Origin of the sequence: Bacillus sp. Marseille-Q1617, assembly GCF_903645295.1 — a bacterium.
Taxonomy (GTDB): domain Bacteria; phylum Bacillota; class Bacilli; order Bacillales; family Bacillaceae_B; genus Rossellomorea.
Genome location: NZ_CAHJXM010000001.1, coordinates 13,301 through 36,520, shown reverse-complemented (window position 1 = coordinate 36,520; position 23,220 = coordinate 13,301). Strand labels below are relative to the sequence as shown.

Below are 23,220 nucleotides of genomic sequence, written 5' to 3'. Positions count from 1 at the left end.
TCCTCCTTTCCTGGAAAGTTCTATTATTTAGCTGCTTTGATAGCTGTTTTTACTTTGATCAGTTGTTTCTTAGGTCCAGGTACATTACCTTTAACTAAGATAAGGTTGCGTTCTGCATCCACTTTTACGATTTCAAGGTTTTGAATCGTAATTTGTTCTCCGCCCATACGTCCAGGTAGTAATTTACCTTTGAATACACGGTTCGGATCGACAGGACCCATTGAACCAGGACGACGGTGATAACGGGAACCGTGGGACATAGGTCCGCGAGATTGGTTATGACGCTTGATAGCACCTTGGAAACCTTTCCCTTTCGATACTCCTGTTACATCTACTACATCGCCTGCAGCGAAAATATCAACTTTGACTTCTTGACCAACTTCGTACTCTTCTACGTTTACACCGCGGATTTCACGGATGAAGCGCTTAGGAGCAGTTTCAGCTTTAGCAACATGGCCTTTCGCCGGTTTGTTAGAAAGCTTGTCGCGTTTGTCTTCGAAACCTACTTGGATCGCTTCATAGCCATCAACTTCAGTAGTTTTCTTTTGAAGAACAACGTTTTGAGCAGCTTCGATAACTGTTACCGGGATAAGATCACCGTTTTCAGCAAAAACTTGAGTCATACCGATCTTTCTTCCTAAGATTCCTTTGGTCATAAGTCACACCTCCTGTTAATTTGTTTTTATAAGATTAAAGTTTGATTTCGATATCTACACCAGATGGTAAGTCTAAACGCATAAGCGCATCAACTGTCTGTGGTGTCGGGTTCACAATGTCGATTAAGCGTTTGTGTGTACGCATCTCGAATTGCTCACGAGAATCTTTGTATTTGTGCACAGCACGTAAGATTGTGTAAACAGACTTTTCTGTCGGTAGTGGGATCGGTCCAGAAACCGCCGCACCAGAACGTTTTGCTGTTTCAACAATTTTCTCAGCTGATTGATCAAGAATTCTGTGATCATAAGCCTTTAAACGAATACGAATCTTTTGTTTTGCCATTATTTTCCCTCCTTTTTCGCCTATTTTTAAATAGACATTCTCCATGGAAATTTCCCACACACTCGCCATGGCAAAGCGGCCGGGTGTGTCAGCAACCTTCCATTTCATCGCAGTCAAAGACCAACATTGTCTATTATAACTAAAACACCTAGAAGATGCAAGGGTTTCTTACAAAATCTATATGTTTCGCACACTTTCTCTATTATACAAAGCGGACAGATGAATAGCAAGGGTATGTAGAGTTTTCACAATATTAAATATTGGTTGGAGCGAAAGAATTATGTTTTTAGTTTGGATCGTTTATATACTATAGAAGAAAGTCGTTTTTGGGAGGTGTTTAATGTGGTTTTAGCTGGTGATTTTGAGTAGTGATTTATTGAAAATTGATCAGAAACAGATAAGGTTTGTTTTGAATTATTCTTAGAAGATCATCAATCTGTAAATAGGATCTTATTTTTATATTTAGGATAGTAAAATTCGGATTAGGATTGTATTTTTTACAATTAGGATCATATATCATCATATCGAACCTTAAATCCTTGAAATCTTTGTACTATAACTCATTTTGAACAAAACTTTCAGCTGCTCTTTAAATAATCAGCTCAAGATCTTCCTTAACTTAGCATTCTAATTATTTTTCCTTACATAGATACAATCCAATAATATTCACTTCGCACTCAATTACATAAAAAAAACAGATGGACATGAAGTCCATCTGTTTTATATCATCATTGATTACTCAGTGATAGTTGCTACTACTCCAGCACCTACAGTACGTCCACCCTCACGGATAGAGAACTTAGTACCTTCTTCGATAGCGATTGGAGCGATAAGCTCAACAGTCATTTCGATGTTATCGCCAGGCATAACCATTTCTACACCTTCAGGAAGGTTACAGATACCAGTTACGTCAGTTGTACGGAAGTAGAACTGAGGGCGGTAGTTAGTGAAGAATGGAGTGTGACGTCCACCTTCTTCTTTAGAAAGAACATAAACTTCTGCTTTGAACTTAGTGTGTGGAGTGATTGTACCTGGCTTAGCAAGTACTTGACCACGTTGGATATCGTCACGGGATACACCACGAAGCAGCGCACCGATGTTGTCTCCAGCTTCAGCATAATCAAGAAGCTTACGGAACATTTCTACACCAGTAACTGTAGTCTTTTTAGACTCTTCAGAGATACCGATGATTTCGATTTCGTCACCAACTTTAACTTGTCCACGCTCAACACGTCCAGTAGCAACTGTACCACGACCAGTGATTGAGAATACGTCCTCAACTGGCATCATGAATGGCTTTTCAGTGTCACGCTCTGGAGTTGGGATGTAGCTGTCTACAGCTTCCATAAGTTCGAAGATTTTCGCTTCCCACTCAGGATCTCCCTCAAGAGCTTTAAGAGCAGAACCTTTGATTACAGGTACGTCATCACCAGGGAAATCGTACTCAGAAAGAAGGTCACGTACTTCCATTTCTACTAGTTCAAGTAGCTCTTCGTCGTCTACCATGTCACATTTGTTCATGAATACAACTAGGTAAGGTACACCTACTTGACGAGAAAGAAGGATGTGCTCACGAGTTTGTGGCATTGGACCATCAGCAGCAGATACTACTAGGATTCCACCGTCCATTTGCGCAGCACCAGTGATCATGTTTTTAACATAGTCAGCGTGTCCTGGGCAGTCAACGTGTGCATAGTGACGAGTGTCAGTTTCGTACTCAACGTGTGCAGTAGAGATTGTGATACCACGCTCTCTTTCTTCTGGTGCACCATCGATTTGGTCATAAGCCATTGCAGTTCCACGACCATACTTCTTGTGAAGTGTAGTTGTGATTGCAGCAGTTAAAGTAGTTTTACCATGGTCAACGTGACCGATTGTACCGATATTCGCATGTTGCTTGGAACGATCAAATTTTTCCTTACCCATTTGAAAATCCTCCTTTAGTTTTGAAAGAAATAAGTATATTGTTAGGTTATTTTCAGAAGCGGATCGCTCCACCCCTGAAAATGTACTAGCTTACAATAGTATTTATACTTTATTGAAGGGAATAAATCAATTATTCACCTTTATTTTTTTTGATGATTTCTTCTGAAATCGACTTAGGTACTTCTTCGTAGTGGTCGAAGTGCATGGAGTACGTTCCGCGTCCTTGTGTGTTAGAACGAAGAGACGTTGCATAACCAAACATTTCTGATAGAGGTACGAACGCTTTAACGACTTGTGCGTTACCGCGTGCTTCCATACCTTCTACGCGTCCACGACGGGAAGTGACGTCACCCATGATATCTCCAAGGTATTCCTCAGGGATAACAACCTCTACTTTCATCATTGGCTCAAGGATTACCGGCTTACATTTAGAAGCGGCATTCTTAAGTGCCATTGAAGCAGCGATCTTAAACGCCATTTCAGAGGAGTCAACATCATGGTATGAACCATCGAATAATCTTGCTTTAACATCAACAAGTGGGAAACCAGCAAGTACACCATTTTCAAGTGCATCTTCAAGGCCGGCTTGTACTGCAGGGATGTATTCACGTGGAACTACACCACCGACGATACCATTCTCGAATTCGAATCCTTTACCTTCTTCGTTAGGCGCGAATTCGATCCAAACGTGTCCGAATTGTCCACGTCCACCAGATTGACGAGCGAACTTACCTTCAACTTTAGCCGTATCACGGAAAGTTTCACGGTAAGATACTTGAGGAGCACCAACGTTTGCTTCTACTTTGAATTCACGTTTCATACGGTCAACGATGATATCTAAGTGAAGTTCACCCATACCCGCGATGATAACCTGTCCAGTTTCCTGGTCAGTGTGAGCGCGGAATGTAGGATCTTCCTCTTGAAGTTTTTGAAGCGCTGTTGTCATCTTATCTTGGTCAGCCTTTGATTTAGGCTCAACAGATAGTGAGATAACCGGCTCTGGGAATACCATTGATTCAAGAATAACAAGATTCTTTTCATCACATAGTGTATCACCAGTACTTGTATCTTTAAGACCAACTGCCGCTGCGATATCCCCAGCGTAAACGCTTGAGATCTCTTCACGGGAGTTAGCGTGCATTTGAAGGATACGTCCTACACGCTCACGCTTGCCTTTTGAAGAGTTTCTTACGTATGAACCTGACTCTAAGATACCAGAGTAAACACGGAAGAATGTTAATTTACCAACATAAGGGTCAGTTGCAACTTTAAACGCCAATGCAGAGAATGGAGCGTCGTCCGAAGATGGACGAGTCACTTCTTCTTCTGTTTCAGGAATAAAACCTTTGATATCTTCAACATCAGTTGGTGCTGGAAGATAATCAATAACTGAATCAATTAGTAATTGAACCCCTTTGTTTTTGAAAGCTGATCCACAAACTACCGGATAGAACTCTACAGTTAGAGTTGCTGTACGGATAGCTGCTTTAAGCTCATCATTTGTAAGCTCTTCGCCTTCTAGGTATTTCATCATTAACTCTTCATCAAGTTCAGAAACTGCTTCTATTAATTTTCCGCGGTATTCTTCAGCTTGATCTTTGTACTCATCAGGAATGTCACGAGCTTCTGCACGTGTTCCAAGGTCATCTTCATAGAAGTAAGCTTTCATTTCTACTAAGTCGATGATACCTTCGAAATCATCTTCAGCACCGATTGGAAGCTGAATTGGGTGTGCATTTGCTTGTAAACGCTCATGAAGAGTTTTTACAGAGTAAAGGAAGTCAGCACCGATTTTGTCCATTTTGTTAACGAACACAACACGAGGAACCCCGTATGTTGTTGCTTGGCGCCAAACTGTTTCAGTTTGAGGCTCAACACCAGATTGAGCATCAAGCACTGCTACTGCACCATCAAGTACACGCAGGGAACGTTCAACTTCAACAGTGAAGTCTACGTGTCCAGGTGTATCGATGATGTTGATACGATGGCCTTTCCATTGAGCTGTTGTCGCAGCAGATGTGATCGTGATTCCACGCTCTTGCTCCTGCTCCATCCAGTCCATTTGAGAAGCGCCTTCGTGAGTTTCTCCAATTTTATGGATACGACCAGTGTAAAATAGGATACGCTCAGTTGCAGTTGTTTTACCGGCATCGATGTGTGCCATGATACCGATATTACGAGTGTTTTCTAAGGAGAACTCTCTTGGCATGTGGTCTTTCTCCTTCCTTATATGAGTGTAATTTGTTTGTTAATTAAAGATTACCAGCGATAGTGAGCAAACGCTTTGTTCGCTTCAGCCATCTTATGAGTATCTTCACGCTTCTTAACAGAAGCTCCAGTGTTATTAGCTGCATCAAGGATTTCGTTAGCTAAACGCTCTTCCATTGTCTTCTCACCGCGAAGACGAGAGTAGTTTACTAACCAACGAAGACCTAGAGTCGTACGACGCTCAGGGCGAACCTCAACAGGTACTTGGTAGTTTGAACCACCAACACGACGAGCTTTAACTTCTAATACCGGCATGATATTCTTTAAAGCTGCATCGAATACTTCCATTGCATCTTTCCCAGAACGCTCGCTGATGATATCAAACGCAGCGTATAATTTCTTTTGAGCTTTACCTCTTTTACCGTCAATCATGATTTTGTTGATTAAGCGGGTAACTAATTTAGAATTGTACATTGGATCAGGTAAAACGTCTCTTTTTGCTACAGGACCTTTACGTGGCATGTGATTTCCTCCTTTCAACGAGAAATGAATTTATGATTTCATGATTATTTTTTAGCTGCTTTAGGGCGCTTAGTTCCGTATTTAGAACGTCCTTGCATACGGCCTTCAACTCCAGCTGTATCAAGCGCACCACGTACGATATGATAACGTACCCCCGGTAAATCCTTTACACGTCCTCCACGGATAAGCACGACACTGTGCTCTTGAAGGTTGTGCCCGATACCAGGAATGTAAGCAGTAACCTCGATTCCATTTGTCAAACGAACACGGGCATATTTACGTAACGCCGAGTTCGGTTTCTTTGGAGTCATAGTACCTACACGAGTACATACACCACGTTTTTGTGGAGAAGACAAGTTCGTGTGCACTTTCTTAAAGCTGTTGTAACCTTTGTTAAGTGCTGGTGACTTAGACTTTGTAGATTTAGACTGACGAGGCTTGCGAACTAATTGGTTAATAGTTGGCATTTTGTTTTCCTCCCTTCTTACTTGGTAAGCCCACACATCCAGGTGGTTCATTTTTGGGTAAAAGTAAAGTTTTTGCAGATATAGTCTACAAAAACTATTTTACTGTATAATCGCAACAGCTGCCGCTCCAACATCTATTCCGCACGATCTGCCAAGCTTCTTCATCGAATCCACTTTATTGACCTGTACATCAAGATCTTTAGCAGCCTGCACTACTTTCGCTATCACCCTCGGATCAGCATCTTCCGCGATAACAACTTCCAGTACATGACCATTCTTCAGAGCTTTCACTGCTTGCTTTGTCCCTACAATAATTTCTTTCGCCTGTGATACTTTTTCATAAGACATTTGATATCCTCCAAAGTAGCAGGTTATTAATAGGAGCAACCTTGAATATATTATCATCTTAAAATTACTATGTCAACACAGAATCAAAAGATTTATAAAAGCTAACTCTTAGAAAGTGAAACAATCTAAGAGTTAGCCATATTAGATTACTCTACTGTAACTGTTTCTTCGCTCGTTTCTTCAGCTAAGACCGGTTCTGCCTTACGGTAGCGCTGCATACCTGTACCAGCAGGCACGAGTTTACCGATGATGACATTTTCTTTCAATCCTAGAAGCTCATCACGTTTACCTTTGATTGCAGCATCCGTCAACACACGGGTTGTTTCCTGGAATGAAGCTGCAGATAAGAAGGAATCCGTCTCAAGAGAAGCTTTCGTGATTCCAAGCAATACAGGTCTGCCTGTTGCCGGGATATCTCCTTTGAGCAATGCGTTCTCATTCGCGTCCCTGAACTGGTGGATATCCATAAGAGTACCTGGAAGTACCTCAGTTTCACCAGCATCGATAACACGAACTTTACGAAGCATTTGACGAACCATCACTTCTACGTGCTTATCGCCGATTTCAACCCCTTGCATACGATATACTTTTTGTACTTCGCGCAGCAAGTATTCTTGAACGGCAGATACGTCACGCACTTTGAGAAGTTCTTTTGGATCGATCGAACCTTCTGTAAGCTCTTGTCCGCGGGCAACTTTATCGTTGACTGCGTACTTAAGACGCGCTGTATAAGGAGCGGTGTAATTTCTTGTTTCCACATCACCTTGAACAGTGATTTCGTATTGACGGTCTTTTCCTTCACTGATGGAAGTAATGACACCATCAATTTCAGAGATGACAGCCTGACCCTTAGGATTACGCGCTTCGAAGATCTCTTGGATACGCGGTAAACCTTGAGTGATATCGTCTCCTGCAACCCCACCGGTATGGAATGTACGCATCGTTAACTGTGTACCAGGCTCCCCGATTGATTGCGCAGCGATGATACCGACTGCTTCTCCTACCTCTACCTTCTGACCAGTAGCTAAGTTTGTACCATAACATTTTTCACATACACCGTGGCGTGTGTTACATGTAAATGCAGAACGGATTGAAACATGTTCAACACCCGCATCTACAATGGCCTTCGCTAAGTCTTCATTGATCAGCTGATTTTCATCGACAAGAATCTCATCTGTTTCCGGGTGACGCAATGTCTTACGTGAGTAACGGCCAAGCAGACGCTCTTCAAGAGGCTCGATGATTTCTGTTCCTTCTTTGATGGAACCAACCAGCAGTCCTCTATCCGTTCCGCAGTCCTCTTCACGTACAATGACATCTTGAGCCACATCAACAAGACGACGAGTCAGGTATCCTGAGTCAGCTGTCTTCAGTGCTGTATCGGCAAGACCTTTACGGGCACCGTGTGTAGAGATGAAGTATTCAAGGACCGTCAGACCTTCACGGAAACTTGATTTGATCGGTAACTCAATGATACGACCAGCCGGGTTGGCCATCAGACCACGCATACCGGCAAGCTGAGTGAAGTTAGATGCGTTACCACGGGCACCAGAGTCACTCATCATGAAGATCGGGTTGCGTTTATCAAGCGTCGCCATTAACTTACCTTGGATCGTATCTTTCGCAGCACTCCAGATGGAGATGACACGATCGTATCTCTCATCTTCTGTAATCAGACCGCGTTTGAATTGCTTCAATACGTTGTCCACTTTACTTTGTGCTTCTACAAGGATTTGTTCTTTTTCAGCTAATACTACGATGTCGGCGATACCAACTGTAATACCTGCTTTCGAAGAATATTTGAATCCTAGATCTTTCATTTTATCGAGCATCCGTGAAGTTTCAGTGATCGCAAACTTCTTGAATACTTCGGCGATGATGTTTCCTAAGAAACCTTTTTTAAACGGGTTGATTAACTCACGGTTTTTAAACTCTTCTTTGATATCAGTTCCCGGATCAACAAAGTACTTTTCAGGTGTAGCTTCTTCCAAGTTGCTCTTTGTCGGTTCGTTAATGAATGGGAAGGAGTCTGGTAGAATCTCGTTAAAGATTACTTTACCAACCGTCGTTAATAACATTTGTTTGTTTTGCTTTTCAGTGAACGTTTTATTATGAAGTGTTCCTGCATGGATTCCAATACGGGTATGCAAGTGTGCATATCCATTTTGGTAAGCAAGCAGTACTTCATTTGCGTCTGAGAAGACCATGCCTTCACCAACAGCATTTTCACGTTCAAGTGTCAGGTAATAGTTACCTAATACCATATCCTGTGATGGTGTAACAACAGGTTTACCATCTTTAGGGTTCAGGATGTTTTGGGCGGCAAGCATCAGCATGCGAGCTTCAGCTTGGGCTTCAGAAGATAATGGTACGTGAACCGCCATTTGGTCACCGTCAAAGTCCGCGTTGTATGCTGTACATACAAGTGGATGAAGACGGATCGCTCTACCTTCTACAAGGGTTGGTTCAAATGCTTGAATACCAAGTCTGTGAAGAGTAGGTGCACGGTTTAAAAGAACAGGGTGTTCTTTGATTACCTCTTCTAATACATCCCATACTTCCGGCTGTACGCGTTCAATCTTGCGTTTTGCACTCTTGATGTTGTGGGCCAATCCTTTTTCAACGAGTTCTTTCATGACGAATGGCTTGAATAATTCAAGTGCCATTTCTTTTGGAAGACCACATTGGTACATTTTCAGATTAGGTCCAACAACGATTACAGAACGACCAGAATAGTCAACACGCTTACCAAGAAGGTTTTGACGGAAACGACCTTGTTTTCCTTTAAGCATGTGAGAAAGAGATTTCAATGGACGGTTACCTGGTCCTGTTACCGGACGTCCACGGCGGCCATTGTCAATCAGCGCATCAACAGCTTCTTGAAGCATACGCTTCTCATTCTGCACGATAATGCTTGGAGCACCAAGATCCAATAAACGTTTTAAACGGTTGTTACGGTTGATTACCCGGCGATATAAATCGTTCAGGTCAGATGTTGCGAAACGTCCTCCATCCAGCTGGACCATAGGACGCAGTTCAGGAGGGATGACAGGAAGTACATCAAGGATCATCCAATCAGGATCATTTCCTGAGTTTCTGAATGACTCGACAACTTCGAGACGTTTGATTGCACGGGTACGGCGTTGGCCTTGAGCTGTTTTCAGCTCTTCTTTTAAGAAGTCAGCTTCCTTGTCAAGGTCAATATCCTGCAGAAGTTTTTTGATCGCTTCCGCACCCATTGCAGCCTGGAACTTCACTCCATATTTTTCACGGTAAGCACGGTACTCTTTCTCTGAAAGCAGCTGCTTTCTTTCAAGAGCCGTATCACCAGGTTCTGTTACAACATAGGAAGCGAAGTAGATGACTTCTTCCAGTGCACGAGGGGACATGTCTAAAACAAGCCCCATACGGCTTGGGATTCCTTTGAAGTACCAAATGTGAGATACAGGAGCGGCAAGTTCGATGTGACCCATACGTTCACGGCGAACCTTCGCTTTTGTTACTTCAACTCCACAACGGTCACAAACGACGCCTTTATAGCGTACACGTTTGTATTTACCGCAGTGACATTCCCAGTCCTTTGTAGGACCGAAAATACGCTCACAGAACAAGCCGTCTTTTTCCGGCTTTAATGTACGATAATTAATGGTTTCCGGTTTTTTGACTTCCCCGAAAGACCACGAACGGATCTTATCGGGGGAAGCTAAACCAATTTTCATATACTCAAAGTTATTTACATCTAGCAAGGGGCCTACCTCCCTTTTAATCTACAGGCTCTAACCCTAATTGCTCTAAATTTATTCCTTTGACCCTACTGTCTCGGATTCTTGCTCATTAGACTCAGATATATTTAGCGTGTCAGCTTGTTGTACTTCTTCTTCGTCTTCCAAGTCACGCATTTCAATTTCTTCTTCCGTGCTTGAAAGGATCTTAACATCCATACCTAAACTTTGAAGCTCTTTGATCAGAACCTTGAATGATTCTGGAACACCAGGCTCAGGTACGTTTTCACCTTTGACGATAGCCTCGTATGTTTTCACACGGCCGACCACGTCATCGGATTTAACCGTAAGGATTTCTTGCAGTGTATAAGCGGCACCATATGCTTCAAGTGCCCATACCTCCATCTCACCGAAACGCTGACCACCGAATTGAGCTTTACCTCCAAGCGGCTGCTGCGTAACAAGCGAGTAAGGACCAGTAGAACGAGCGTGAAGTTTGTCATCAACCATGTGAGCAAGCTTGATCATGTACATGATTCCAACTGATACACGGTTGTCAAACGGTTCACCGGTTCTACCATCGTAAAGAACGGTTTTGGCATCGCGCGCCATACCTGCTTCTTCGATTGTAGACCAAACATCTTCCTCACGCGCTCCATCGAATACCGGTGAAGCAACATGAATGCCAAGATATCTTGCGGCCATACCCAAGTGAAGCTCAAGCACCTGACCGATGTTCATACGTGATGGTACCCCTAATGGGTTAAGCATGATATCGATCGGTGTACCGTCTGGAAGATACGGCATGTCTTCTTCAGGTAAGATTTTCGAGATAACACCCTTGTTACCATGTCGGCCGGCCATCTTGTCACCTTCAGAAATCTTACGCTTCTGAACGATGTAGACGCGGACCAGCTGGTTGACACCCGGTGGCAGTTCGTCGCCGTCTTCACGGTTGAAGACTTTCACATCAAGGATGATTCCGCCGCCGCCGTGAGGTACGCGAAGGGATGTATCTCTTACTTCACGAGCTTTCTCACCGAAGATTGCATGTAATAAGCGTTCTTCAGCTGTCAGCTCTGTTACACCTTTAGGCGTTACTTTACCTACAAGCAAGTCGCCATCTTTTACTTCTGCACCGATGCGGATGATTCCACGTTCGTCAAGATTGCGCAGGGCATCTTCACCGACATTTGGAATATCACGAGTGATTTCTTCCGGCCCAAGCTTCGTATCACGCGACTCAGACTCATATTCTTCAATATGAATGGAAGTATAAACATCGTCTTTTACAAGACGCTCACTCATGATGATCGCATCTTCATAGTTGTAACCGTCCCATGTCATGAAACCAACCATCACGTTACGTCCTAAGGCTAGTTCGCCTTTTTCCATTGAAGGACCATCAGCAAGGATTTCCCCTTTTACTACACGGTCGCCTTCACTCACGATCGGACGCTGGTTGTAGCATGTTCCCTGGTTGGAACGGATGAATTTTTGCATACGATACTTATCTAGGTCGCCCTTGACTTCCTGACCATCGATTTCTTTCACGCGGCGAACCCAAACTTGTTTCGCTTCAACTTTTTCCACAACACCCTCATGCTTACAGATGACTGCAGCTCCTGAGTCTTTAGCTGATACGTGTTCCATACCAGTTCCAACAATCGGGGACTCAGGGTTCATAAGAGGTACTGCTTGACGCTGCATGTTCGCTCCCATCAGGGCACGGTTGGAGTCATCGTTCTCTAAGAAAGGAATACATGCTGTCGCAGCTGATACTACTTGTTTAGGTGATACATCCATGTAGTCAAGACGTTCACGCTTGATTGCCGTGTTTTCACCACGGAAACGAGCGATTACTTCTTCATCCAGGAATGAACCATCGTCACCAAGACGTGCATTCGCCTGTGCCACTACATAGTTGTCTTCTTCGTCTGCTGTCAAGTAATCGATACGATCCGTTACTTTACCTGTATCAGGATCAACGCGACGATAAGGTGTCTCGATAAATCCGAATTTATTCACTTTCGCAAATGAAGAAAGTGAGTTGATCAGTCCGATGTTCGGCCCCTCAGGTGTTTCAATCGGACACATACGGCCATAGTGGGAATAGTGAACGTCACGCACTTCGAAACCAGCGCGTTCACGCGTCAGACCACCAGGTCCAAGTGCAGACAGACGGCGTTTGTGCGTCAATTCTGCCAATGGGTTCGTTTGGTCCATGAATTGGGACAGCTGTGAGCTTCCAAAGAACTCTTTAATAGAAGCGATGACCGGACGGATGTTGATCAGCTGCTGCGGCGTGATCGTGTTAGTATCCTGGATGGACATTCTTTCACGTACCACACGCTCCATACGGGAAAGTCCGATACGGAACTGATTCTGCAGCAATTCGCCAACCGAACGTAAACGACGGTTACCTAAGTGGTCGATATCATCTGTAAATCCTACTCCATGCAATAAGTTGAAGAAATAGGAGATGGAAGAGATGATGTCAGCAGGCGTGATGTATTTAACTTCCTCTTCTACATATGCGTTACTGATTACATTAATCTCTTGTTCTCCTTCTTCATTAGGAGAGTAAATTTTAATAGATTGGAGAAGAACATCTTCTTCCAATACTCCGCCGGACTGCTGATACGTCTTGAATCCGATTCCCTCTTCTAAATAAGGAATGACTTTGTCCAGTGTACGACGGTCAAGAACCGTGCCTTTCTCTGCAAGAATCTCGCCCGTTTCCGGATCTGCTAGAGTTTCCGCTAGAGTCTGACCGAATAAACGGTTCTTAATATGAAGCTTTTTATTCATCTTATAACGTCCAACGTTTGCCAAGTCATAACGCTTTGGATCAAAGAAACGTGAAACGAGTAAACTTTTAGCATTTTCTACTGTAGGAGGTTCTCCCGGACGCAGACGCTCATAGATTTCGAGCAATGCTTTGTCGATACCTTCCGTATTGTCTTTCTCGAGCGTGTTACGAATGTACTCATTATCACCGATCAAATCGATGATTTCTTGATCAGAGCCAAACCCAAGGGCACGTAAAAGAACCGTTACCGGCAGTTTGCGAGTTCGATCAATTCGCACATAAACAACATCTTTTGCATCTGTTTCATACTCAAGCCAAGCTCCGCGGTTTGGTATAACGGTAGCAGTAAACCCTTTCTTTCCGTTCTTATCTACTTTTCCGCTGAAGTACACACTAGGCGAACGAACAAGCTGAGAAACGATTACACGCTCAGCTCCATTAATGACAAAAGTACCTGTATCCGTCATTAATGGGAAATCACCCATAAATACGTCTTGATCTTTCACTTCTCCAGTTTCCTTATTCACAAGACGGACTTTCACCCTAAGCGGCGCAGAGTAAGTTACATCTCTTTCCTTTGATTCTTCCACCGAGTACTTTGGCTCTCCCAGACTATAATCAATAAATTCTAAAGAGAGATTACCAGTGAAGTCCTCAATCGGAGAAATGTCACGGAACATTTCTCTTAACCCCTCATCAAGAAACCATTGATACGAGGAAGTTTGAATTTCGATTAAATTCGGCAATTCTAAAACTTCACTGATACGCGCAAAACTTCTGCGTTGGCGGTGTCGTCCATACTGAACTAGTTGACCTGTCAACTGATTCACCCCTCAAATCAAGCGTTTTGGTTGTGTCTATATTGCCCATAGTAGATTTGACTCTACACAAGACAAAAAGAAAAAGGGTTTTAATGATAAAACCTCATTTTCATATGACGAACTATTATTTTATAATCTTTTCCAATTTATCCAATATGTATACATATGGACACAATACCGGAAAATAATATTTTTGCATTTTATAATGTTATCATAGCGCAATAGCTACGTCAACGGATTTATTTTACTGACCTCAGAATGTAGTAACCTTTTTTTCTTGCAGCAATTTCTACATTTGAGAACAATTCCTCCATTTTATCCATGGCGGATGGAGCGCCTTGTTTCTTCTGAATAACGACCCATAACTCACCTTTATCCGCCAAGTAGTCATAACTCTCGGAAAGAATGGAATGAACGGTTTCCTTTCCTGCCCTGATTGGAGGGTTCGTAAGGATTGCCGCAAAGCTCTTTTCTTTTACGTTGTGATAGCGGTCGCTTTGATAGATGCTTATATTCTCTACACCATTCGCTTTCGCATTTTCACTCGCAAGCGACAGGGCTCTTTCGTTTACATCGACCATATGAACGATCCGGTCGTCAAAATCCTTAGCCAAAGCCAAACCGATCGGTCCGTAGCCGCATCCAACATCCAACAAGTCACCTTCTGTTTCTGGCAGCTCGAAGCTTTCGATCAATGCCCGCGAACCGAAATCCACTTCTTTTTTCGAAAAGACACCTTGATCCGTTTTGAATCTGAAGGAATGGCCCCTGAGTTCAAATTGTATGATTTGAGGATTACTTTCTACTTCAGGCTTACTGGAATAGTAGTGATTAGTCATTATTACACCTCCATCTTTTAAGCAGCTTCAGAGTATATAACCAAAAGAAGAAAAAAGCCCGCTTATAAAGCGAGCTTTTCTTCTATGCGATTATTACTTAACTTCTACGCCAGCGCCAACTTCTTCAAGTTTAGCTTTAAGCTCTTCAGCTTCTTCTTTAGAAATGCCTTCTTTAAGAGCTTTTGGAGTGTTGTCAACAAGTTCTTTCGCTTCTTTAAGTCCAAGACCTGTGATTTCACGAACAACTTTGATAACTTTGATCTTTTGAGAACCAGCGCTCTCAAGAACAACGTCAAATTCAGTTTTTTCAGCAGCAGCTTCTGCTCCGCCACCAGCTACAGCTACAGGTGCAGCAGCAGTTACTCCAAATTCTTCTTCGATTGCTTTTACTAGATCGTTTAATTCAAGAACGGACATTTCTTTAATCGCGTCAATGATTTGCTCTTTACTCATTTTAAATTTCCTCCTTAGTGTGTTGGTTCATAATATTATTCAAGCGACTCTGTTTAACTTACGCGCCTTGTTCTTCTTTTTGGTCTGCAACGGCTTTTGTAGCCAATGCGAAGTTGCGCATTGGAGCTTGAAGCACGCTGAGTAGCATAGAAAGAAGTCCTTCGCGGCTTGGAAGTTCAGCGATAGCTTTAACATCTTCAACAGATGTGATTGTTCCTTCGATAACACCAGCTTTGATTTCAAGTGCTTCGTGTTCTTTAGCGAAGTTATTAAGGATCTTGGCAGGAGCTACAACTTCTTCAGAACTGAACGCGATTGCGTTTGGACCAGTTAAGAATTCGTTCAACCCTTCAAGACCAGCTTCTGCTGCAGCACGACGTGTCATTGTGTTTTTGTACACTTTGAAGTCGATGCCAGCTTCACGAAGTTGTTTACGAAGCTCAGTTACTTCAGAAACATCTAGGCCACGGTAGTCTACAATGATTGTAGATACACTGTTCTTTAGCTTGTCAGAGATTTCTCCAACGATGTGTTGCTTTTGTTCTAGAATGCTGCTCATCATTACACCTCCTGTAGATTGACTGATGAACATTTATACCGTCATCCAATAAAAAATGCCCTTATATCATTGTAGACATAAGGGCATCGCTAACACGCTTCACGCGCATTTTTTATCGCAATTACCTCGGCGGGGAATTAAGCTCTGAATGAGCACCTGCTGTCTACGGTACAAATGTATTCGTTTTTTAACAACAGAACTAATTATAATGACTAGTTCATGTTAAGTCAATACCAAATTATGCCTTAACTGCAAAAGTTGATGGATCAACTTTAACGCCAGGACCCATAGTTGAAGTAACAGCAACGTTCTTCATGTAAGTTCCTTTAGCTGCAGAAGGTTTAGCTTTAAGCATTGTTTCGTACATAGTTGTGAAGTTCTCAACTAATTTTTCGCTATCAAAAGAGATCTTTCCAACAGGAACGTGTACGTTACCAGCTTTGTCAGCACGGTATTCTACTTTACCAGCTTTGATTTCGTTAACAGCTTTTTCAACATCGAAAGTAACTGTTCCAGTTTTAGGGTTTGGCATTAAGCCTTTAGGTCCTAATACACGGCCAAGCTTACCAACTTCACCCATCATGTCCGGAGTCGCAACGATTACGTCGAACTCGAACCAACCTTGAGTGATTTTGTTGATTAGGTCTGCATCACCAACGAAGTCAGCGCCAGCAGCTTCTGCTTCTTTCGCTTTTTCGCCTTTAGCGAATACAAGAACTTTTTGAGTTTTACCAGTACCGTGCGGCAATACTACCGCTCCACGGATTTGCTGGTCATTCTTACGAGTATCTACACCTAAGCGGAACGCTACTTCAACAGTTGCGTCAAACTTAGCGATGTTTGTTTTCTTTACTAATTCGATTGCTTCTTCCACTGAATAAGCTGTAGTACGATCTACAAGCTTTTGAGCTTCAAGAAACTTTTTACCTTTTTTAGCCATTTTATAATTTCCTCCTTGATGTGGTTTTAGCGGAATAACCTCCCACGAAATAAGGTTGCGAGAGTGAAACAATACATTTCATCATCGCAACCTCGTTCAACAGGAACATTCAAATAAGCGAAGCTGGATTAGTCTTCGATGACGATACCCATGCTGCGCGCAGTTCCTTCTACCATGCGCATAGCTGATTCAACGCTAGCTGCATTTAAGTCAGGCATTTTTGTTTCAGCAATTTCACGTACTTTATCGCGTTTAAGTGTTGCCACTTTTTTGCTGTTAGGTTCGCCTGAACCAGACTCGATACCAGCCGCTTTCTTAAGTAGAACAGCAGCAGGTGGAGTTTTTGTGATGAATGTAAATGAACGGTCTTCAAATACCGTAATTTCAACAGGAATGATTAAGCCAGCTTGATCTGCTGTACGTGCATTGAATTCCTTACAGAATCCCATGATGTTAACACCTGCTTGACCTAATGCAGGACCAACCGGTGGAGCTGGATTAGCTTTACCTGCAGGAATCTGCAATTTAACCATTTTGATAACTTTTTTAGCCACGAGACACACCTCCTTAAGTCCGTGATGTGGTTATTGGGCTTTTCACCCTCCCACTCAAATGTAAAAAATGTCTTTATCAACATAAAGAACGTTTATTAGTTTCAGTATCTCTTGTCGAGACGCACTGACTTATGAAATATTATCACTTTTTTTGAGTGATTTCAAGTTCTTTTCCATTATAATTTATCAATTTGAGAGAAATCAAGTTCTACCGGGGTATCCCTGCCGAACATATTCACATGCACTTTGACTTTCGATTTGGCAGAATCGATTTCTTCGATTGTGCCTGTGAAGTTAGCAAACGGCCCTTCGTTCACCTTTACCGTCTCGCCCAATTCGAAATCTATTTCTATCTTCTTATCGGACATGCCCATTTGTTTCAGAAGATACGTCACTTCTTCAGGCAGCAGCGGTGTAGGTTTTGATCCCGATCCGGTTGAACCGACGAAACCTGTCACTCCCGGGGTGTTACGGACAACATACCAGGAGTCATCTGTCATGACGATTTCAACGATGACATAGCCTGGGAATACTTTCTTCTTCACTACTTTTTTCTTACCGTTCTTAATATCTGTCTCTTCTTCTTCAGGTACGAGCACACGGAAAATCTTGTCTTGCATCCCCATTGATTCAACACGCTTTTCAAGGTTCGCTTTGACCTTGTTCTCATATCCTGAATAAGTATGAACTACATACCAATTCTTCTCCATTTGATAGGACTTAGCGTCCGTCCCTCCTCGCTATTTAAAGAATACTATTTGACTTTTTTCTCCAAATGAAAAAACCCGTAAAAGTGAACGGGCTTCAAGGTCATGTACTCTATTAATGTTCATTATACCATGCTTTGACATGTTATATACAACTTAATTCTATCTTTCTATTTAGAACCGATGATCAAACGCATCAATTCGGAAATCCCTAAATCGATAACAGCAAAGAAAACAGCGACGAATACAACTGTTGTGATAACAGTGATTGTGTAGCGTGTTAATTCTTTACGTTTTGGCCAGCTGACCTTTCTCATCTCTGATGCAACATTGCGAAAGAAATTAACCATCCTTTTGTAACCTCCAACTTGTATCAATACGCAAGACTTCTCACTCAACTATTTTGTTTCTTTGTGTAGGGTGTGAGCATTGCATGTATTACAAAACTTCTTTATCTCCAGCCTCACCGATTGATTGCGATTACTTGGAACACTATAATTTCTTGAACCGCACACCGAACAGGCCAGTACTATTTTAGCAGCCATATCATTCACCTATATACATAGTAAGTCCTATCAAAAATAACACGGGCACCAATTTGTGTCAATAACACAATTACATCGTTATTTCACGCACCTCAAGATATCTCTCGAGCTTACGCTTCACACGCTGTAAAGCGTTATCAATGGATTTTACATGACGGTTCAATTCTTCCGAGATTTCCTGATAGGATTGTCCATCCAGATAAAGCGCCAGGACTTTCCTTTCAAGATCGCTAAGCAGCTGGGCCATCTTATCTTCCATGTTATCGAATTCTTCACGATTGATAATCAGTTCTTCCGGATCCATAACCTTCGCACCTGAAATGACATCGAGCAGCGTCCTGTCCGATTCGTCATCATAGATAGGTTTATCCAATGAGACATATGAATTAAGCGGTATATGCTTCTGTCTGGTCGCAGTCTTGATCGCCGTGATGATCTGCCTCGTGATGCAGAGTTCGGCAAATGCCTTGAAAGAGGTAAGCTTGTCCTCTTTATAATCACGGATGGCTTTATAAAGGCCAATCATACCTTCCTGCACGATATCCTCTTTATCTGCTCCGATCAGAAAATACGAGCGGGCTTTCGCCCTCACAAAATTCCGATACTTTTTGATCAGAAAATCCAGCGCTTCACTATTTCCCAGATGGACGGCTTCTATTATTTCTTCATCATCCATGCCTTCAAACTGACTGGTAAATGTATCCTTCTTGATGATATTGCTCACACACATCCCCCCGCGCAAAACAATAGATAGAAATATTATACATTACAGAAAATTCAATCGTCAACCGCTCATCATTCACCACGTCGCCATTTTTCGAAAATTTCAGCAACTTCATCCGATAACTGAATCTTCGAAGATGGCTTGTTATCAGTAGATGAGCGGACTTTTCTCTCAATCTTTTTTTCAATCACTTTTATTTCTGTTAAAAGTTCCCTGGCGGATTTTCGTAGAGCCCCCTGCCCGAAAATCGCCCACTGTTCAGTGAAATCAGATGTCGCAACATGGATTTGGGTCTTAATGTTACTGAGCTCGATGGCGAGCTTCTCGATCCGTTCATCCGCTGTTTCATTTTCTCTTGTAAATAATACTTCCACCTTATAATTATTGTATTTGCGCGCGATCCCCTGCACATAGTACGCATCGAAGACCACGATGACCCGGTAACCGGTATATCCCTGATATTCGGCCATCTGCTCGACAAGCCGGTCCCGAGCCGCTGCTAAATCCTTTAACTTTAACTCATTCAGCTCCGGCCAGGCACCTATGATGTTATATCCATCCACGAGGAGAATATCCATTTTGTCCTATTCTCCCAGCGGATGGCGATTCCGGTAAACCTCATACATTAAGATACTGGCTGCCACCGAAGCATTCAATGAAGTGACATGGCCTGCCATCGGAAGCTGAACAAGAAAATCGCACTTATCCCGAAGGATACGGCTCATACCCTTTCCTTCACTTCCGATAATGAGTCCGATCGGCAGGGTCCCATCAAGCTGCCTGTAGTCCTGCTTCCCTTTTGCATCCGTCCCGGCAACCCATACGCCGCGTTCCTTCAGCTCGTCCACCGCTCTCGATAGGTTTGTGACACGTGCTACAGGGATATGTTCGATCGCCCCTGTCGAAGCTTTCGCTACGGTGGAGGTCAATCCAACCGCTCTGCGTTTTGGAATGATGATCCCGTGAGCACCCGTTGCATCGGCTGTTCTCATGATGGATCCAAGGTTATGAGGGTCTTCAAGCTCGTCCAGGATGAGAACGAACGGATCCTCCCCTTTCTGTGCAGCCTTATCGAAAATATCATCGATCTCTGCATATTTATAAGCAGCCACCGAAGCAACCACTCCCTGATGGTTCTCTGCTACCATCTGTTCGATTTTCTTTTTTGGTACGTATTGGACCATCACGCCCGCTTCTTTCGCGAGGCCGAGGACCTGCTGGATCGACCCCTTCTGGGAACCTTCGGCAATCCAGATCTTATTAATTTCCCTCCCCGACTTCAGTGCTTCGATGACGGGGTTTCTACCACCGATAAAATCTTTGCTCATCGCTTACTCCTCCTTTCCTTTCTGTTCGAATATGATGGTGATCAGCTCTTCCAGCCGCTCAGTCCTGTTCAGTAAGAATAAATACCCGATCAGCGCTTCAAAAGCGGTGCTGTGATTATACGTCTGTACATCGGTATTTTTTGGGACGCTTCCAGATTTCGCATTGCGTCCGCGCTTGACGATATTGATTTCTTCCTCACTCAGCAGATCTTCATCAAACAGTTTCTTCAATGACGCAGCCTGGGCCTTCGCAGACACATAATTGGTTGCGGCGCGGTGAAGCTGGTTCGGCTTTATTTTCCCTTTTGTCAACAGGAGCTGCCGTACATATGTTTCATAGACGGCATCTCCCATATACGCAAGGGCAAGCGCATTTATTTGTTTCGCATCGATTTGTTCATTTGTTCCGTATATCATCAGGACCCTCTCTTCCAGCGGGTGCCCTGCGGTGTGTCTTCTAAAATGATATTCATGTCTTTCAACCTGTCGCGAATTTCATCCGCCAGCTGGAAGTTCCGGTCTTTACGTGCCTGGATGCGTTTTTCAATCAACTCTTCCACTTCCTCATCGAGGAGCTCGGTTTCCGCTTGCAGGCTGAGTCCCAGCACCTCAAAGAAATCTTCGAATTGGTGAAGGAAAGAATCGATGACCTCAACAGCCGTGTTTTTCTCCATCAGATAATAATTCGCCTGCTTTGATAGCTCAAACAGGACTGAAATACCGTTTGCCGTGTTGAAATCATCATCCATTTCAGAGATGAACTGTTCTTTTAACCCCGCTACCTTATCAAGCCATTCCTGATTGTGATCCGTAAGGTCTGAACTCGATTCCTTGCGGTGTTTAAGGTTTTCATAAGCCGTCTTGATCCGGTCAAGGGCGGTCCCGGCATTTTGCAGGAGTTCGAGATTGTAATTGATCGGATGGCGGTAATGCACGGACAGCATGAAGAAACGGAGAACCTGCGGATCCTGCTCCTTGATGATGTCATGTACCAATACGAAATTACCCAGTGATTTAGACATTTTTTCATTATCGATATTGATGTAGCCGTTGTGCATCCAGTACTTGGCGAAAGTCTTGCCAGACAGAGCTTCCGACTGTGCGATTTCATTTTCATGGTGAGGGAAAGCGAGATCCTGTCCTCCTGCATGGATATCGATGCTGTCGCCAAGATAACGCTTTGCCATCGCCGAGCATTCGATATGCCAGCCCGGACGTCCTTCCCCCCATGGACTGGCCCAGGAGATTTCCCCTTCCTTGGCCGCTTTCCATAGGACAAAATCAAGAGCATCTTCTTTTTTATCGCCTACATCGATACGCGCCCCCGCTTTGAGTTCGTCGATCGGCTGATGGGACAGCTTGCCGTACCCTTCGAATTTTCTGGTACGGTAATATACATCGCCCTTGGACTCATACGCATATCCTTTTTCAACAAGTGCGGATATGAAATCGATAATCGTATCGATGTTCTCCGTTACGGTCGGGTGGATATCGGCTTTTTTGCATCCGAGTGCCCCCGTGTCCTCAAAATAGGCTTCGATAAAGCGCTTGGCGATTGTCGGAACCTCTTCACCCAGTTCATTCGCTGCTTTGATCAATTTGTCGTCAACATCTGTAAAATTCGATACATATTGTACATCATATCCCCTATATTCCAGATAGCGCCTTACGGTATCAAAAACAATCGGCGGACGCGCATTCCCGATATGAATGTAATTATATACGGTCGGGCCGCACACATACATTTTCACTTTACCCTCTTCCAGCGGCTGAAATTCCTCTTTCTTTCTTGTTAACGTATTGTATAAACGAATCGTCACAATGATCGACTCCTTCCCTCTTGATCCTTCAGTAGTGTTTTCAGTTCATCGATTTCTTCCTGCATTTGTTTCATTCGATCATATACTGGATCGGGCAGGTTGCTGTGATTCAAATCTTTCTGCACCTTTACTCCGTCCCTTATCACAATTCGGCCGGGAATGCCGACCACAGTAGAATTTGGGGGCACATTCTTCAGTACGACAGATCCGGCACCAACTTTAGAATTTTCTCCAACTACAATGGATCCCAATACCTTGGCACCTGTTGCAATCAGCGCGTTATCATGGATGGTCGGATGCCGCTTCCCTTTCTCCTTGCCGGTCCCGCCCAAGGTTACCCCTTGGAAGATCGTCACGTTATCCCCTATCTCACATGTTTCCCCAATCACCACACCCATACCATGGTCAATGAAGAAACGGCGTCCGATCTTCGCCCCGGGATGAATTTCAATCCCAGTGAAGAAACGGCTGATCTGGGATATCAAGCGTGCCAGAAAAAAGAACTTGCGTTTAAAAAACGCATGGGCGATCCGGTGGGACCAGATAGCGTGAAGCCCCGAATAGGTCAGAATTACTTCAACGTAACTCCTGGCAGCCGGATCCTGCTCAAATACAACATCTATATCTTCTTTGAATGTCTTAAACATCTTCTCCCCTCCTATCTAGAAAAGCGTAAGCGCCTTGTTCAGCCCCGACCAACGCTCTTGGGCCGACCAGTGAAGTCGTTTTTTGACTCCACCCGGCGGACCGAAACGTCTTGAGGGGCTAAGCGCTGAAGCTGGCCATTAAATTCAAGTTATACTTTCATGGAAAATAAAAAACGCCCCTGTCATCATCATGACAGAGACGCATAGGCAGCGCGGTTCCACTCTGATTGAGAAGAATCTTTCTTCTCCACCTCGACCTGTTAACGGCAGGAAACCGCC

Annotated in this window: 23 protein-coding genes and 2 other annotated features (1 of these 25 running past the window's edge); all 23 genes read right to left on the bottom strand. The window is 43.5% G+C overall.

Going from position 1 to position 23,220, the window contains the following annotated elements:
* Window positions 1–23: 23 nt before the first annotated feature.
* The 23 genes from rplC to cysE all read right to left on the bottom strand — a co-directional run bounded on the left by rplC (window position 24) and on the right by cysE (window position 22,941).
* Entirely contained in the window at window positions 24–656 is a 633-nt protein-coding gene (gene rplC, locus HWX64_RS00170) for a 50S ribosomal protein L3 (protein WP_175986352.1), read from the bottom strand.
* Between the two features lie 34 nt (window positions 657–690).
* Window positions 691–999 (bottom strand): 30S ribosomal protein S10, encoded by a 309-nt coding sequence (gene rpsJ / locus HWX64_RS00165; protein ID WP_007085291.1) that lies wholly within the window; start codon window positions 997–999, stop codon window positions 691–693.
* 735 nt (window positions 1,000–1,734) lie between these two features.
* Complete coding sequence (gene tuf / locus HWX64_RS00160) at window positions 1,735–2,925, bottom strand: elongation factor Tu (RefSeq protein ID WP_175986351.1); 1,191 nt, start codon at window positions 2,923–2,925, stop codon at window positions 1,735–1,737.
* A gap of 130 nt (window positions 2,926–3,055) precedes the next feature.
* On the bottom strand, window positions 3,056–5,134 hold the full coding sequence (fusA, locus tag HWX64_RS00155; RefSeq protein WP_175986349.1) for an elongation factor G: 2,079 nt from the start codon (window positions 5,132–5,134) through the stop codon (window positions 3,056–3,058).
* A gap of 50 nt (window positions 5,135–5,184) precedes the next feature.
* Window positions 5,185–5,655, bottom strand: a complete 471-nt coding sequence (gene rpsG / locus HWX64_RS00150) for a 30S ribosomal protein S7 (RefSeq protein WP_034765993.1) — start codon at window positions 5,653–5,655, stop codon at window positions 5,185–5,187.
* A gap of 44 nt (window positions 5,656–5,699) precedes the next feature.
* A complete protein-coding gene (gene rpsL / locus HWX64_RS00145; RefSeq protein WP_032085266.1) occupies window positions 5,700–6,122 on the bottom strand; it encodes a 30S ribosomal protein S12 in 423 nt (140 codons plus the stop codon).
* A 99-nt stretch (window positions 6,123–6,221) separates the two neighbouring features.
* Window positions 6,222–6,470 (bottom strand): 50S ribosomal protein L7ae-like protein, encoded by a 249-nt coding sequence (locus tag HWX64_RS00140; protein ID WP_175986348.1) that lies wholly within the window; start codon window positions 6,468–6,470, stop codon window positions 6,222–6,224.
* Window positions 6,471–6,616: 146 nt separating this feature from the next.
* Window positions 6,617–10,216 carry a DNA-directed RNA polymerase subunit beta' gene (gene rpoC / locus HWX64_RS00135; RefSeq protein WP_175986346.1) on the bottom strand — a complete coding sequence of 1,200 codons (3,600 nt, stop codon included), beginning with the start codon at window positions 10,214–10,216 and terminating at the stop codon, window positions 6,617–6,619.
* A gap of 51 nt (window positions 10,217–10,267) precedes the next feature.
* Window positions 10,268–13,825 (bottom strand): DNA-directed RNA polymerase subunit beta, encoded by a 3,558-nt coding sequence (rpoB, locus tag HWX64_RS00130; RefSeq protein WP_175986344.1) that lies wholly within the window; start codon window positions 13,823–13,825, stop codon window positions 10,268–10,270.
* Between the two features lie 239 nt (window positions 13,826–14,064).
* Window positions 14,065–14,664, bottom strand: a complete 600-nt coding sequence (locus tag HWX64_RS00125; RefSeq protein ID WP_175986342.1) for a class I SAM-dependent methyltransferase — start codon at window positions 14,662–14,664, stop codon at window positions 14,065–14,067.
* A 93-nt stretch (window positions 14,665–14,757) separates the two neighbouring features.
* Entirely contained in the window at window positions 14,758–15,117 is a 360-nt protein-coding gene (gene rplL / locus HWX64_RS00120; protein ID WP_032085261.1) for a 50S ribosomal protein L7/L12, read from the bottom strand.
* 58 nt (window positions 15,118–15,175) lie between these two features.
* On the bottom strand, window positions 15,176–15,676 hold the full coding sequence (gene rplJ, locus HWX64_RS00115) for a 50S ribosomal protein L10 (protein ID WP_175989565.1): 501 nt from the start codon (window positions 15,674–15,676) through the stop codon (window positions 15,176–15,178).
* Window positions 15,677–15,718: 42 nt separating this feature from the next.
* Window positions 15,719–15,863 (bottom strand) — a sequence feature (ribosomal protein L10 leader region).
* A 51-nt stretch (window positions 15,864–15,914) separates the two neighbouring features.
* Window positions 15,915–16,616: a 50S ribosomal protein L1 gene (rplA, locus tag HWX64_RS00110; RefSeq protein WP_175986341.1), complete on the bottom strand. Its 702-nt coding sequence runs from the start codon at window positions 16,614–16,616 to the stop codon at window positions 15,915–15,917.
* Between the two features lie 128 nt (window positions 16,617–16,744).
* The gene (gene rplK, locus HWX64_RS00105; protein WP_032085258.1) at window positions 16,745–17,170 is read right to left on the bottom strand and encodes a 50S ribosomal protein L11; all 426 of its coding nucleotides are present in this window, start codon (window positions 17,168–17,170) and stop codon (window positions 16,745–16,747) included.
* Between the two features lie 176 nt (window positions 17,171–17,346).
* Entirely contained in the window at window positions 17,347–17,880 is a 534-nt protein-coding gene (gene nusG / locus HWX64_RS00100; protein WP_175986339.1) for a transcription termination/antitermination protein NusG, read from the bottom strand.
* A 167-nt stretch (window positions 17,881–18,047) separates the two neighbouring features.
* Window positions 18,048–18,227, bottom strand: coding sequence for a preprotein translocase subunit SecE (gene secE, locus HWX64_RS00095; protein ID WP_175986338.1), 180 nt, complete (start codon window positions 18,225–18,227; stop codon window positions 18,048–18,050).
* 48 nt (window positions 18,228–18,275) lie between these two features.
* The gene (rpmG, locus tag HWX64_RS00090) at window positions 18,276–18,422 is read right to left on the bottom strand and encodes a 50S ribosomal protein L33 (protein ID WP_175986336.1); all 147 of its coding nucleotides are present in this window, start codon (window positions 18,420–18,422) and stop codon (window positions 18,276–18,278) included.
* A 70-nt stretch (window positions 18,423–18,492) separates the two neighbouring features.
* Complete coding sequence (gene sigH, locus HWX64_RS00085; protein ID WP_254871099.1) at window positions 18,493–19,098, bottom strand: RNA polymerase sporulation sigma factor SigH; 606 nt, start codon at window positions 19,096–19,098, stop codon at window positions 18,493–18,495.
* A gap of 119 nt (window positions 19,099–19,217) precedes the next feature.
* Complete coding sequence (locus HWX64_RS00080; protein ID WP_175986333.1) at window positions 19,218–19,724, bottom strand: NYN domain-containing protein; 507 nt, start codon at window positions 19,722–19,724, stop codon at window positions 19,218–19,220.
* 6 nt (window positions 19,725–19,730) lie between these two features.
* Window positions 19,731–20,474: a 23S rRNA (guanosine(2251)-2'-O)-methyltransferase RlmB gene (gene rlmB, locus HWX64_RS00075; RefSeq protein WP_175986332.1), complete on the bottom strand. Its 744-nt coding sequence runs from the start codon at window positions 20,472–20,474 to the stop codon at window positions 19,731–19,733.
* 3 nt (window positions 20,475–20,477) lie between these two features.
* Window positions 20,478–20,891 (bottom strand): Mini-ribonuclease 3, encoded by a 414-nt coding sequence (locus HWX64_RS00070; protein WP_303049450.1) that lies wholly within the window; start codon window positions 20,889–20,891, stop codon window positions 20,478–20,480.
* Window positions 20,891–22,294, bottom strand: coding sequence for a cysteine--tRNA ligase (cysS, locus tag HWX64_RS00065; protein WP_175986330.1), 1,404 nt, complete (start codon window positions 22,292–22,294; stop codon window positions 20,891–20,893). The genes HWX64_RS00070 and cysS overlap by 1 nt, the downstream gene beginning before the upstream one ends.
* Complete coding sequence (gene cysE / locus HWX64_RS00060) at window positions 22,291–22,941, bottom strand: serine O-acetyltransferase (RefSeq protein ID WP_175986328.1); 651 nt, start codon at window positions 22,939–22,941, stop codon at window positions 22,291–22,293. The genes cysS and cysE overlap by 4 nt, the downstream gene beginning before the upstream one ends.
* 192 nt (window positions 22,942–23,133) lie before the next feature.
* Window positions 23,134–23,220 (bottom strand) — a binding site (T-box leader) (it continues 130 nt past the right edge of the window).